Annotated in this window: 11 protein-coding genes; 6 read left to right on the top strand and 5 right to left on the bottom strand. The window is 68.4% G+C overall.

The features are described 5' to 3' along the window. Nucleotides 1–219 precede the first annotated feature (219 nt). Nucleotides 220–4335, top strand: coding sequence for a HAMP domain-containing protein (locus ACIBQ1_RS35730; RefSeq protein WP_397283732.1), 4116 nt, complete (start codon nt 220–222; stop codon nt 4333–4335). Between the two features lie 219 nt (nt 4336–4554). Further along, nucleotides 4555–5460, top strand: coding sequence for a sensor histidine kinase (locus ACIBQ1_RS35725; RefSeq protein WP_397283731.1), 906 nt, complete (start codon nt 4555–4557; stop codon nt 5458–5460). A 17-nt stretch (nt 5461–5477) separates the two neighbouring features. Here the strand turns inward: ACIBQ1_RS35725 and ACIBQ1_RS35720 are convergent, their stop codons facing one another. After that, the gene (locus tag ACIBQ1_RS35720; RefSeq protein ID WP_397283730.1) at nt 5478–6953 is read right to left on the bottom strand and encodes an MFS transporter; all 1476 of its coding nucleotides are present in this window, start codon (nt 6951–6953) and stop codon (nt 5478–5480) included. A gap of 146 nt (nt 6954–7099) precedes the next feature. Here ACIBQ1_RS35720 and ACIBQ1_RS35715 point away from each other — a divergent pair, with 146 nt between their 5' ends. The 4 genes from ACIBQ1_RS35715 to ACIBQ1_RS35700 all read left to right on the top strand — a co-directional run bounded on the left by ACIBQ1_RS35715 (nt 7100) and on the right by ACIBQ1_RS35700 (nt 10169). Next, a complete protein-coding gene (locus ACIBQ1_RS35715) occupies nt 7100–7537 on the top strand; it encodes a MarR family winged helix-turn-helix transcriptional regulator (protein ID WP_397283729.1) in 438 nt (145 codons plus the stop codon). A 196-nt stretch (nt 7538–7733) separates the two neighbouring features. Then, the gene (locus ACIBQ1_RS35710; RefSeq protein ID WP_397283728.1) at nt 7734–8702 is read left to right on the top strand and encodes an ABC transporter substrate-binding protein; all 969 of its coding nucleotides are present in this window, start codon (nt 7734–7736) and stop codon (nt 8700–8702) included. Further along, nucleotides 8668–9429 carry an ABC transporter permease gene (locus ACIBQ1_RS35705; RefSeq protein WP_397283727.1) on the top strand — a complete coding sequence of 254 codons (762 nt, stop codon included), beginning with the start codon at nt 8668–8670 and terminating at the stop codon, nt 9427–9429. The genes ACIBQ1_RS35710 and ACIBQ1_RS35705 overlap by 35 nt, the downstream gene beginning before the upstream one ends. A gap of 20 nt (nt 9430–9449) precedes the next feature. After that, a complete protein-coding gene (locus ACIBQ1_RS35700; RefSeq protein WP_397283726.1) occupies nt 9450–10169 on the top strand; it encodes an ABC transporter permease in 720 nt (239 codons plus the stop codon). Here the strand turns inward: ACIBQ1_RS35700 and ACIBQ1_RS35695 are convergent. The 4 genes from ACIBQ1_RS35695 to ACIBQ1_RS35680 all read right to left on the bottom strand — a co-directional run bounded on the left by ACIBQ1_RS35695 (nt 10145) and on the right by ACIBQ1_RS35680 (nt 13806). Next, nucleotides 10145–10987 (bottom strand): class I SAM-dependent methyltransferase, encoded by an 843-nt coding sequence (locus ACIBQ1_RS35695; protein ID WP_397283725.1) that lies wholly within the window; start codon nt 10985–10987, stop codon nt 10145–10147. The genes ACIBQ1_RS35700 and ACIBQ1_RS35695 overlap by 25 nt on opposite strands. A 203-nt stretch (nt 10988–11190) precedes the next feature. Further along, on the bottom strand, nt 11191–11757 hold the full coding sequence (locus ACIBQ1_RS35690) for a hypothetical protein (RefSeq protein WP_397283724.1): 567 nt from the start codon (nt 11755–11757) through the stop codon (nt 11191–11193). A 19-nt stretch (nt 11758–11776) separates the two neighbouring features. Then, nucleotides 11777–12415 (bottom strand): serine/threonine-protein kinase, encoded by a 639-nt coding sequence (locus ACIBQ1_RS35685; protein ID WP_397283723.1) that lies wholly within the window; start codon nt 12413–12415, stop codon nt 11777–11779. A gap of 134 nt (nt 12416–12549) precedes the next feature. Continuing rightward, nucleotides 12550–13806 (bottom strand): MFS transporter, encoded by a 1257-nt coding sequence (locus tag ACIBQ1_RS35680; RefSeq protein WP_397283722.1) that lies wholly within the window; start codon nt 13804–13806, stop codon nt 12550–12552. Nucleotides 13807–13844 lie beyond the last annotated feature (38 nt).

Genomic DNA, 13844 nt, shown 5'->3' with positions numbered 1-13844 from the left:
CAGCGCGACTGTAGTGACCGGACGACCTCTCTGAAACGCAAAGCCGATATTAACCGCATACGGGATAAACGAGGTCCACACAATCGGCCGGAACGAGGTGATCGTAACCAGCGAATGCCACCTGAATCCCAAACAACATGAAAGAAAATCAAAAGACGTACATATCGGTATAACATGGATAACTTCGATAGACGGACACCGACGAAGGAGGGCACGTCGATGGGTGTCCAACGCGCCACCGTTACTTCCCATGCGATTCGCTCGGTCGAGTTGCGCCCGCTGCTGGCGGCGATGGAAGCCCTGCGCGACGGGGACTTCCGGGTCAGGCTGCCGACGGACCAGGACGGCATGCCTGCCGAGCTCGCCGCCGTTTTCAACCAGATCGCCGACCGCAATCTGCACTTCGCGGACGAGTTGAGCCGGGTCCGGCGTGAGGTCGTACGCAACGGCCGGCTCGACGAGCGGCTGTCCGCCAGCCCTGGCCAGGGTGCCTGGGCGGCGACGCTCAGTACGGCGAACTCGCTGGTCGACGTGCTGGTCGTGCCGACCGCCAATGCGACGCGCGTTCTGGAGGCGGTCGCGGGGGGCGACCTGACCCAGCGGGTGGACCTGCACGACGACAGCCGGCCGCTGTGCGGCAGCCTGCGCCGGCTCGGGGAGACGGTCAACCAGATGGTCGACCAGCTGTCGCAGTTCACGAGCGAGGTCACCCGGGTGGCCCGCGAGGTCGGCGCGGAAGGACGCCTCGGCGGGAGCGCCAAGGTGAACGGGCTGTCCGGCAGCTGGCGGGACGTGACGGAGGCCGTCAACACGATGGCCGGCAGGCTCACCGCCCAGGTGCGGGACATCGCGGTGGTGACGACGGCCGTGGCCCGTGGCGATCTGACCCGGTCGGTGACCGTCGAGGCGACGGGTGAGCTGCTGGAGTTGAAGCTCACCGTCAACACGATGGTCGATCAGCTGTCGGCCTTCGCCGACGAGGTCACCCGCGTGGCCCGCGAGGTCGGCACCGAAGGACAGCTGGGCGGCCAGGCGCAGGTCCGCGGCGTGTCCGGGGTGTGGAAGGACCTCACCGACAACGTCAACTTCATGGCCCTCAACCTCACCACCCAGGTCCGCAACATCGCCGAGGTGACGACCTCCGTCGCCAACGGCGACCTGTCCAAACAGATCACCGTCGACGCCCAGGGCGAGATCCTGCAGCTCAAGAACACCGTCAACACCATGGTCGACCAACTGTCGGCCTTCGCCGACGAAGTCACCCGCGTGGCCCGCGAAGTCGGCACCGACGGACGACTCGGCGGACGCGCACACGTCCGCGGCGTATCAGGAGTCTGGAAAGACCTCACCGACAACGTCAACTTCATGGCCGACAACCTCACCTCCCAAGTACGCAACATCGCCCAGGTCGCCACCGCCGTAGCCCAAGGAGACCTGGGCAAGAAGATCGACGTCGACGCACGCGGCGAGATCCTGGAACTCAAGTCGACCATCAACACGATGGTGGACACCCTGTCGTCGTTCTCCTCCGAAGTCACCCGCGTCGCCCGCGAGGTCGGCACCGAAGGCAACCTCGGCGGCCAGGCACAGGTCCGCGGCGTGTCCGGAGTCTGGAAGGACCTCACCGACAACGTCAACGAACTCGCCCTCAACCTCACCACCCAGGTGCGCAACATCGCCGAGGTGACGACCTCCGTCGCCAACGGTGACCTGTCCAAACAGATCACCGTCGACGCCCAGGGCGAGATCCTGCAGCTCAAGAACACCGTCAACACCATGGTCGACCAACTGTCGGCCTTCGCCGACGAAGTCACCCGCGTGGCCCGCGAAGTCGGCACCGACGGACGACTCGGCGGACGCGCACACGTCCGCGGCGTATCAGGAGTCTGGAAAGACCTCACCGACAACGTCAACTTCATGGCCGACAACCTCACCTCCCAAGTACGCAACATCGCCCAGGTCGCCACCGCCGTAGCCCAAGGAGACCTGGGCAAGAAGATCGACGTCGACGCACGCGGCGAGATCCTGGAACTCAAGTCGACCATCAACACGATGGTGGACACCCTGTCGTCGTTCTCCTCCGAAGTCACCCGCGTCGCCCGCGAGGTCGGCACCGAAGGCAACCTCGGCGGCCAGGCACAGGTCCGCGGCGTGTCCGGAATGTGGAAGGACCTCACCGACAACGTCAACGAACTCGCCCTCAACCTCACCACCCAGGTCCGCGCCATCGCCGAGGTGACCTCAGCCGTCACGCAGGGTGACATGTCCCGCGTCATCGCCGTCGAGACCCGCGGCGAGGTCACCGAGTTGAAGGACAACATCAACCAGATGGTCTCCAATCTCCGGGAGACCACCCGGGCCAAGGACTGGCTGGAGTCGAACCTCACCCGTCTGGCCGGGCTGATGCAGGGTCACCGCGACCTCACGGAGGTCGCCGACCTGGTGCTGCGCGAGCTCACCCCGCTGGTCAACGCGCAGTACGGCGCGTTCTTCCTTACCGACACCGACAGCGAAGACGGACCCGGGAAGGGGCTCGCCTACATCGCCGGCTACGGCTCGCAGGGACGAACCGTCGACACCACCGGGATACCGGGCCACGGCCTCGTGCAGCAGGCCGTCCAGGAGAAGAAGCGCATCCTCGTGGCGGATGCACCGCCCGACTACATCACGATCCGCTCAGGCCTTGGGGAGGGTACGCCGACGAGCGTCGTCATCATCCCGATCCCCTTCGAGGACAAGGTGCTCGGCGTCATCGAACTGGCCTCGTTCAGCCGCTTCTCCGACGTGCACCTGGCCTTCTTCGACCAGTTCGTCGACACCATCGGTGTCGCGATCAACACCATCATCGCCAACTCGCGTACGGAGGCGCTGCTCGGCGAGTCGCAGCGGCTGACGACCCAGCTCCAGGAACGCTCCAAGGAGCTGCAGAGGCAGCAGACCGAGCTGCAACGCTCCAACGAGCAGCTCGCGGAGAAGGCGGCGCTGCTGTCCTCGGCCTCGCAGTACAAGTCGGAGTTCCTGGCGAACATGTCGCACGAGCTGCGCTCGCCGCTGAGCTCACTGCTCATCTACGCCCGGTTGCTGGCCGACAATGCCGAAGGCCACCTCTCTTCCGAAGAGGAGCAGTTCGCGCACAACATCTACTGGTCGGGGTCCGATCTGCTGCAGCTGATCAACGACATCCTCGATCTGTCGAAGGTCGAGGCCGGCCGGATGGACATCCGGCCGAAGTACCTTCCGCTGGCCACGCTGCTCGACTACGTGAACACCGCTTTCCGGCCCATCGCCACGGAACACGGGCTCGACTTCGCCATCGAGGTGTCCGAGGACGCGCCTCTCGACCTTTACTCCGACGGGCAGCGGCTCCAGCAGATCCTGCGCAACCTGCTCTCCAACGCCTTCAAGTTCACCTCCGAAGGCCATGTCAAACTGCACGTGGAACGAGCCGTCAACATCGACGACGAGTCTCTGGTCTCGGCCGAGGACGTCATCGCCTTCACCGTCGAGGACACCGGCATCGGTATCCCGCCCGAGAAACTCACCACCATCTTCGAGGCGTTCGAGCAGGTGCACGGTCCCGCCGGCCACACCAGCGGCACCGGTCTCGGCCTGTCCATCAGCCGTGAGCTCGCCGGTCTGCTCGGCGGCAGGATCGTGGCCGAGAGCGGGCTCGGCCGCGGCAGCAGGTTCACGTTGTACGTACCCGTGGTCCCTCCGCTCTCGGACGATCTGGGCGAACATCTTCCCGGCCAGGCACAGGCGGCGACGATCGCACCCGCGGAGACGGAGCCCGCACCGGAGGAGCGCGTGTCCGGGGAGCCGCGGCCCGTCGCCGGCACGCCCGACGGCCACGTGGTCGAACTGACCGCCGGCCGTGGGCTCGCCGACCGTACGGCCCAGCCGGACCGAGCAGAGGAGCGGAAGACCGGCCGCGCGGCGGAGGAACTGTCGGGCACCCAGGTCCTCATCGTGGACGACGACGTGCGCCTGGTCACGGCGCTCACCCACGTCCTCGGACGGGTGGGAATGTCGGTGTTGCGCGCCGCGAACGGCGCGGAGGGCATCGAGATGCTCGCACGCCACCCGCAGGTGTCGCTCGTCCTGATGGACATCATGATGCCCGTGATGGATGGCTACGAGGCCATGAGGACGATCCGTAGCGATCCCCGTCACGCCGATCTCCCCATCATCGCGCTCACCGCCAAGGTCATCGCCGGGGAGCGGGAGAAGGCGATCGCCGCGGGCGCCAACGAGTACGTACAGAAACCCGCCGATGTGAACCTGCTGCTCAGCGTCGCCCGGAAGCTGTTGAACACGGACGCCTCCCAAGAGTAGCCATTCCGTCACGCACCGAAACGGGTCCGCGTGGTCAGAGCGAGCGAACCCCTGTCCTGTGACTCCAGAGGCCAGTGCGCGCACCCACACCGGATTCCCGTCGCTGACCTGCACAGATGTGTGATGTGGGAGGCCGGGCGTCGATGCAGAATCGAACGTGGCTCTATAGCTCAGCTCCGCCACCAGCCAAAAGCTTGGGCGAAATGAGGATGCCCCGCAATGGACCGCCTAACGAAGCTGCGCCAATACGTCGACGCACTCGGCACCCCGGGAACCGCGGACGGCGACGCGGACAGATGGCCTGTGCACGACGAACTTCTGACGTTCCCCGGCGAGGACGAGGTCACCCGGCTCACCCGGTCGGTCACCCGTTGTATGGGGCGGCTGGAACAGGCGCTCCGGCAGCAGCGCCGGTTCGCCTCCGAAGTCTCACATGAACTTCGCAATCCCATCGCCGCGTTGCGCGTCCGGCTGGAGGAGGCGCAACTGCACCCACGCCAGGCTCGCATGGACGACCTCATCGAGCAGACGCTGACCGACGTCGACCGGTTGGAGACGATCGTCACCGACCTGCTCCTGCTGTCACGGATCGAGGCGACCGGCAGCGAGAACAGGTACAACGGCGCCAGGATGCCGGAGGCGATCGACCTGGCGGAGCTGGTGAGCTCGGAGTGCTTCCGCCGGGTGGACCGGCTGGGCAACAAGCTGCGGCTCACGCCCGGGGTGATGGTCATGGGCATCCGCAACGAGCTCGTCCGCGTGCTCACCAACCTGCTCGACAACGCCCAACGACATGCGATGCGCGAGGTGGAGGTCGAGGTCAGCCACAACGGACACAGCGCCGAACTGACCGTCTCCGACGACGGCGACGGGATCGCCGAGGTCGACAGAAAACGGATCTTCGAGCGGTTCGTCCGGCTTGACGCCTCCTACCAGCGTGATCGCAATGGCACCGGACTCGGACTGGCGATCTCGCGTGAGATCGCCCATGCCCATCACGGCACCCTTGAGGTGGGCAGGGCCGCCAGCGGCGGAGCCCGCTTCGTGCTCCGGCTCCCGCTGTCCGATCACCTGGCGTCGTCCCGACAGATCCTCTCGTACGATCACGCGAATGGATCGCGCTGAACGCCCTGTGCCGGGCATCAGCCATCGATCACGGGTGCGTCGGCGGAGGCCTGGGCGAAGCGAGGGAGGGCGACCGCGCCGACCGCGAGCAGGGCGATGATGGCCATCTGCACGTACTCGACGGCGGCGAAGGCGTGGGGCACGCTGTGCGGCTCCAGCGCCAGGTAGAGGCTGCCGAGGGCGGCGACGCCCAGGGCGAGCCCGCTCTGCTGGAGCGTGATCAGCACGCCGCTGCCGATTCCGGACAGGTGTGCGGGGACGTCGGCCAGCACGCTGCGGAACAGCCCTGCGAACAGCATCGACTGTCCGGCCCCGGCCAGAGCCAGCGGGACGGCCGTGGCCCAGAGGCTGACGTGCGGCCACGCCTGAACGATGACCGCTACCAGCAGGGCCAGTCCCGCAAGCTGCACCACGGCGCCGATGGACAGCGCGGCCCGCCCGAAGCGGGTGATCAGGCGCGGCGCCAGCAGGGATCCGGCGAAGAACAGCAGGGCCATCGGCAGGATCGCCAGACCACCGTGCAGCGCGTCCTCATGCAAGCCGTTCTGCACGGTCAGCGCGAAGACGAACATGAAGGCGCCGAAGCCGATGCTGAAGGCCAGCACCATCAGCAGGCCCCGCGACATCGACGGCAGACGCAGGAGGGACGGCGGCAGCAGCGGAATCTCACCGCGTCGCTCGGCGCGCCTCTCCACGACAACGGTGACGGCGCCCAGCACGACCGCCAGGGCGAACATCGCCCACGTCCACCAGGGCCAGCCCAGGGAGTGCCCTTCGGCCAGCGGGACGAGCAGGGCGGTGAGGGTGGCGGCGAACAGCACCGTGCCGGGCAGGTCGACCCCGACCGGCCGAGACGAGCGGGTGTCCGGCACGATCCGGGCCGCCACCAGCAGCACGACCACGCCGATGGGCACGTTGACCAGGAAGATCGGCCGCCACGACGTACCGGCGATGTCGGCGGACACCAGCAGGCCGCCCACCAGTTGCCCGACCACGGCGGCGATGCCGGAGGTCGCCCCGTACAGAGCCACCGCGCGGGCCTTGCGTTCCCCTTCCAGGGCGTGGTGGAAGGTGGCCAGCACCTGCGGGATGAGCAGCGCGGCAGTGGCGCCCTGCACGATGCGCGCCCCGATCAGCACCTCCACGGTCGGGGCCAGCCCGCAGGACAGGGAGACGAGGACGAAGCCCGCGAGCGCGCCGAGGAACATCCGGTGCCGGCCGTAGCGGTCGCCCAACCGGCCGCCCAGCACCAGCAGAGCCGCGTAGGCCACGCCGTACCCCGCGATGACCAGCTCCAGCGACGACGCCGAGGCGTGCAACGAGGCGTCGATGCTCGGCAGCGCGACGTTCGTGATGAAGAAGTCCATGATCGGCAGGAACGCGCCCGCCAGCAGGATGAACACCCCGAACGGGTGCAGTCCGCCGGCCTGGGCCACGGCTCGCGGAGATCCCGGCACGGGCCCCGCACGCCCGGCGGAGAGAGTGGCGTCCATGACACCTCCAGATAGTTATGATCTCATCACTAGTATGAGGATATAACTATTATTGAAGAACGCATTACTTTGGAGATGTGATGTACGACCAATCGCAGCAGCCGCACCAGGATCTGGGCTCACGCCCGGACTCCCGCTGGGCCGCCATGGCCGACCTGGTGCTGATCATCGCCCGTGAGATCCAGTTCCGCGGCTACACCGACGAGCGGGCCGTTCAGCTGTCACAGTCGGAAGGCATGGTGATGCGTCACCTTCAGGGAGATCCCGCCGCCTCGCCCAGCCGGATCGCCGCGGCTACCGGGCTGCAGCGCACCAACCTGTCCGCTGTCCTGCGCGGGCTCGAATCCAAGGGTCTCATCGAGCGGCGCATCAGCCCGGACGATCGTCGCGGGGTGACCGTCCACTTGACCGAGCGCGGCAGGACCAACTACACCCTTGTCCGGCAGGAATGGGCGACAGCCGTCTCGGCAGCCGCCGGCCACGACACCCGTGACCTCGACGCGGCACTCACGCTGCTCAGAACCGTGGAAGCCGGCCTGGTGGCAACCCGGCCAGGAATCCCGACCTCGAGGCCGGCGGAGTGAGAGGCCAGGAGTTCGGCCCAGCGCCTCGCCCGGCCCGCCACGCGCACAGGGCTTGGCGGCCTGCCAAGATCGACGTACTGTTACGAGCACACATACGTGCCTGACTCCGGTTTCTGACAGTCAGGCGTGATCCATGGGCATCTCGGCTTCGAACCTCGTGCGAGCGTACCGCGCACGCAGTATCAAAGGAGCGTCCATGATCGTTCGCGGACTGATCGGATGTGGTCTGCTGGCGAGTCTTGTGCTCGCGATGACCGGTTGCGGCGGCACCGACGCGGGCACCGGCGCCGGAGTGGAGAAGGCGCAGATCACGGTGGGCACCGCGGCGGTTCCTGCCGCCGCGCCGTTGCACATAGCCCTGAAGAGGGGGTTCTTCGCCGACGAAGGATTGACGGTCAAGGTCGAGACGATTCAGACGGCGCAGGCGGCCATGCCGAAGATCCTCCGGGAGAACATCGACATCTTCTCCGCGTCGTACGCCGGGTTCGTCTCCATCCAGGCGTCGAAGACCGCCGATCTGAAGATCCTCGCTGACGCCACGCGCAGCGCTCCCGGCACCTCCGCCGTCGTCGTGCCCGCAGACTCCGCGATCGCCAAGCCGCAGGACCTGCGAGGTAAGAAGGTCGGCGTCAACTCGCTCAAGTCGCTCGGCCAGCTCATGGTCGAACGTCACCTGAAGGACGCCGGCCTCTCATCGGGAGAGGTCACCTTCGTGCCGGTGCCGTTCGGTGAGCAGCTCGGTGCCATGAAGACCGGCAAGGTGGACGCGATGCTGATGATCGAGCCGCTGATCTCCGGCGCGAAGGCGGACGGGGCCAGGACCGTCATCGACACCACGGCGGGGCCGACCCAGGGGCTGCCGTCGGAAGGCTGGTTCACCACCGCGCAGTGGGCCGGGAAATATCCGAAGACGCTCGCCGCCTTCCAGCGAGCGCTGGCCAAGGGCCAGCAGGTCGCCGCGAGCGATCGGGCGGCGGTCATCGAGATCATCCCGACCTATGTCAAGCAGCTGTCCAAGGAGGTCGTCTCGGCGATGGCGATGCCCGTCTACCCCGCCGCGGCGGATCCGGCCCAGGTGCAGCGGGTCGCCGATCTGATGAAGGAGTTCGGCTACGTCACGCAACCGGTCGATGCGGCGTCCGCGGTCGTCAAGCCGGGCGGCTGACCTCCTGCGGGGGTGCGCGGGGCTGTGCGGCCTGTTCGCCGTCGCCGAGCTGCTGCCGCTGGATCCGGCGCTGCTGCCGCCGGCCTCGGTGGTGCTGGCCCGCGCCGTCGCACTCCTCACCGACCTGGACTTCGTCGCGCAGGCCGGCGCGACCTTGATGGCATGCACCGCGGGTCTGCTGCTCACCATGGCGCTGGCCATACCGGCTGGAGTGCTGCTCGGCGCGCTGCCGCGGCTGGAGTCGGCGCTGCGGCCCCTGCACGAGTTCGCCCGGCCCATCCCGTCGGTGGCGCTGATCCCTCTTGCCCTGTTCGTACTGCCGGTCACGCATGAGGCGAAGGTCGCGCTCATCGTCTACACGTGCTCCTGGCCGGTTCTGATCAATACCATGTACGGCATCCGCGACGTCGACCCCCTGGCCAAGGACACCCTGCGGGCGTTCGGATTCGGCCGGCTCGCGGTGCTGTGCCGGGTGTCCTTGCCCGCCGCGGCACCCTTCATCGGCACCGGCGTGCGGGTGGCCGCCTCCGTCTCGCTGATCGTCGCCATCAGCGTGGAACTGGTCGCCGGTGGCAGCGGGATCGGGGCCTACCTCACCGCCGCGGGAGCCGACGGCCGCAACGACACGATGATCGCGGGCAGCATCTGGGTGGGACTGGCCGGGGTGACGGTCAACGCTCTGCTGACGGCCGCCGAACGGCGAGTGTTCCACTGGCGGCGAACGTGATCAGGCTCATCGTCATCGCGGTGGCACTGCTCGTTTGGGAGGCGACGACGAGAGCACTGCACCTGGTGTACTTCCCTCCCCCGTCGGCCATCGCGCGCCGCTTCGCCGAAGTGTGGCTCAGCGAGCAGGCTCTCGGCAACGCCGGGCCCAGCCTGACCCGCCTGGTCGCCGGCTGGGCCGTCGCCTGCGTGGCCGGCATCGGGGCAGGCACCGTGATCGGCAGGCTGCCACGCCTGGCCGGTTACCTGGCCCCGCTGGTGCATTTCGGCCGATCCACCCCGCCACCCGCCCTGATCCCGCTGTTCATGGCGCTGGCCGGGATCGGCAGCCCGCTGCAGCTGACCACCATCGTCTTCGGCACCATCTGGCCCGTCCTGCTCAACACCATCGACGGCACCCGCCACGTCGAGGCGGCACACCTGGACGTCGCCACCATCTTCGGGCTCACCCGCGTCGAACGGCTGCGGCTGGTGATCCTGCCCGCCGCCGCACCGAAGATCTTCGCCGGGCTGCGGATCAGCGTCTCACTCGCGCTGATCCTCATGGTGATCTCCGAACTCGTCGGAAGCACCGAAGGCATCGGCCGCCGGATGCTGGAGGACCAGACCGCCTTCGACATCCCGGCCATGTGGGCGTCCATCATGCTGCTCGGCCTGCTCGGCTTCGCCTTCAACACCCTGTTCCTGCGGGCGGAACGACGCATCCTCGCCTGGCACTACTCGGCCACGGCGCAGGTGTAACGCATCCGCATCGGCAACACCACCGACCCGTCCACGCCACGGAACGGCTCCAGCCCGGCAGCGACGGCTCGGCCGGCCCGCTGCCGGTCGCCGGGCGGCACCCGCTCGACGATCACGCGCATGCTGGAGGACCCCATCCACTCCCAGTACTCCTGCGGCCCCGCGAATCGCAGCGGCAACGTCTCCTCGACGAACCGAGCCACACCGAACCCGGTCCCCGCGAGCAACTCCTCGATGGACTCCCGCGTGCGGTAGCGATCGTCCGCGCCCGGATGCCCGGCAGGACGCGGATCCGGCCCGAGAAAGGGTGCGACAGCCGCCAACGCCGCGTCATTGATCGCCTTCCCCCGGTCGACCCTGACGTCCATCGTGCTCATCACCAGCCGCCCGCCCGGTCTCAGCACCCGCCGCCAGTCCCGAACAGCCGCCCGGGCATCAGCCAGAAAGAACAGCACCATCCCGGCGAACACCACATCAAACGAGCCATCCGGAAAATCCAGCTTCTCCGCGTCTCCCTGGCTGACCAGCGCCTGCCCGAGACCACGACGGCGCAGTTCCGCCCGCAGGTGAGCGAGCATCCCAGCCGACAGATCGATACCCCGTACCAGGCCGCCCTCCCCCACGGCCTCGGCGGCCGGAACCAGCACCGCGCCCCGTCCGCACCCCACGTCCAGCGCCCGCTCCCCCGCCGCCAGCCCGCCCAGCTCCACCACTCTGCCCCCGGCGGGCGCGAAGAAGGCGACCCCCGTCTGCTCATAGCTTCCCGCCGCCCGGTCGAACAGATCGGCAAGGTAGTCCTTGTACGGGTCCAGCACCATACGGGAACCGTATCCGAGCCGAGCGCCACGGGGTCATGATCCAGCGGACGATCCGGCGGGGCTTGGGCGGGGCGGGTGTGGTGCGGGCTCACCCTCGTCACCCCGGTGCCCGGACTCGGCCTGCCGACGGCGGGCGCCACCACCGTGCGCCACGATCACGGCAGATCGAACCGCATGGCCCTGAACACCAGCGGCCGCGACCGTCATTTCGGGCCGTGCCTCTTTGTCTTGACCTTCTTCGTCTTGACCTTCTTAGCCGGTCCATGCGGGATGCCCGCCGTGTAGGTGGAAAGGGGCGGTTCCGTACGAGCGTGCTCCGGTTCGCTCCTGGCGACCTGGCGCGGGGCCGAGATGAGATGGGCAGGCAGCAGGTCCGGCTCGATCGTGATGGACGGCGGAGTGGCCTCCGTCCTGGGTGGTGAATGGTGCGTGCCCGGCTCGACGCGCCACCACGAGGTGGTCGCCATCACGCTGACGATCAGGGCCGCGACGACGGCCGCCTGCCGCCGGTGCTCGACAATCCACTGCCGGTACGGCGCCCGTTCCCTGAGCGGACGACCGACGGGCGAGCCGCTGATCCGCCCGCTGTCACCGTCAACGGTCGGAGGGTCCGATGAGATCGGAATGACCGGCTGCTCACGCAGGGCGGACAGTTGCTCGTGAAGGCGAGCCGCGTCCGTACGCCGGCCCGGATCCTTGTCCAGCAGCCCGGCGATGATCGAGGCGAGCGGCCCTGCGTGCTCGAACGGCACCGGGTCCGAGGCCAGCACCGCGGACAGGGTGGCCAGCTCACTGCTGAACCCGAACGGGGCACGGCCCTCCGACCGCCGCGTACAAGGTGGCGCCCAGCGACCACAGATCGGCCTGCGGCGTGGCGGGGCCACCGCGGGCGCGTTCGGGGGCGATGTAGGCGGGCGTGCCGACGACGATGCTCTCCCGGGTGCGGCGCGCCTGGTCATCCAGGGTGCTGGCCAGCCCGAAGTCGGTGAGGATGGCGTGCCCGTCGTCGGTGATGAGGATGTTGGCGGGCTTGATGTCGCGGTGGACGATGCCGCCGGCGTGGGCGGCGCGCAGGGCGTCCAGCACTTCGAGCCCGATTCGAGCGACCGCGGACGAGGGCAGCGGTCCCCGTTCGGTGATCACCTGGGCGAGGCTGGGGGCGGGGACGAGCTGCAGGACGATCCACGGCCGTTCGTCGGCGACCACGACGTCGTACACGGCTGCGATGCGCGGGTGGCTCAGCCGCGCGGTCAGGCGAGCCTCGCGCAGGGTTCGCCTGAGCAGCGCCTCGCGCTCTGGCCCCGGCCGGTGCGGGATGCGAATCTCCTTGACCGCCACCTGCCGATCCAGCAGCTCGTCATGCGCGCGCCAGACCCGGCCCATGGCCCCCCGGCCCAGCTCGGCCAGCAACCTGTACCGAGCTCCCAATAACCATCCCTCATGGCCTGCAACGGGCATGACGACATGCGTACCCGATCATCGTCCATACATGCACGGCCACGGGCACATGGCCACACCCAGCCATGTGTCCCCGGGGGGCGGGGTCCGATGCTGCCGGCGGGTCAGGGGCGTTGAGATCGGGTGTGAGCTGTGGATTCCTGGCCGGTGCCGGAAGGGCGCCGGGACGCCTCGGACGGTGGCACCGCGGCAGGGCGGCGTACGAAGTGCGAGAGGGACAGCAGGAGAAGGGCAGCGGCGGGAACCGCACCGGCGAGCGCCAGACCGGTTCGAGGGCCGAGGTGCTGGTTGATGGCGCCGACCAGGGGTCCGCCGAGGGCGCCGCAGCCGAAGAACACGAGAAGGTAGACGCCCAGCGCCCTGCCGCGAAGCTCGGTTCCGGCAGCGACCTGCACGGTGGCGTTGACCGCGGTGAACAACAGGGTGGTGGTCATGCCGATCCCGGCGAGCGCGCACGCGAGGCTCCACGGTGTCGGCATGGCGGCCGCGAGTGAATACATGGCGGCCACCGCGCACCCGGTCCAGGTCAGTCCGCGCACGGTGGTGCGGGTTCGACCGGCGGCGATCAGCGCGCCGAGCATGGAGCCGAGGGCGACGACGAAGGTGAACATCGCGTAGCCGGAGGGTCCGATGTCGAGGGTGCGGGCGTAGGCGGACAGTGTGACCGGCAGGCTGCTGGTGAACGTGCTGAACGCGCCGGCCAGCGCGATGGGCCGCCAGATCTCCGGTCGCCGTACCAGTCCGCGCATCCCGCCCGGAGCGCGTGCGGCAGCGCGCACCGCGGGTCGCGGGCGTGGGAGCCGGTCCGGGTCGATGCAGGCGAAAGCGATGATCGGGACGGCGTAGGAGACGGCGTTGAGAGCAAAGGCCCAGCCGGGACCGACGGCGCTGATCAGTGCGCCGGACACTGCCGGGCCGGTGAGGGCGCCGAGTTGGTACGTCGAGGAGTTGAGGCTGATGGCGCTGTACAGGTGGTCACGCTCGACCAGGTCGGTGACGAACGCCAGCCGGACAGGCTGGTCGATCGCGGCGATGATGCCGAGACCCGCCGCCAGGAGTTGGATGTGCCAGGCGGTGACGTGGTCCGTGAGGGTGAGCACGGCGAGTGCCGCGGCGAGGGCGGCGGTCGCGGTTTGGGTGGCCTGCAGCACGTGGCGCTTCGGGTAGTGGTCGGCGATCCATCCACCGGCCAGGCCGAGAACCAGCATGGGAGCCAATTGCAGGGCAGTGGTGATTCCGACGGCGGTGGCATCTCCGGTGAGGCTGAGCACCAGCCAGTCCTGGGCGATGCGCTGCGCCCACATCCCGGTGGTCGCCACTGTCTGGCCGAGCAGCAAGAGCCGGAAGTTCCGGGAACGCAACGCGGCAAGCCTGGCACGTCGCGGGATAGGTGGTTTCG

The organism is Nonomuraea sp. NPDC050153 (assembly GCF_044460125.1).
Lineage (GTDB): Bacteria > Actinomycetota > Actinomycetes > Streptosporangiales > Streptosporangiaceae > Nonomuraea.
Note: the sequence above shows the minus strand (reverse complement) of the source record. Positions and strands in the feature narration are given on the sequence as shown.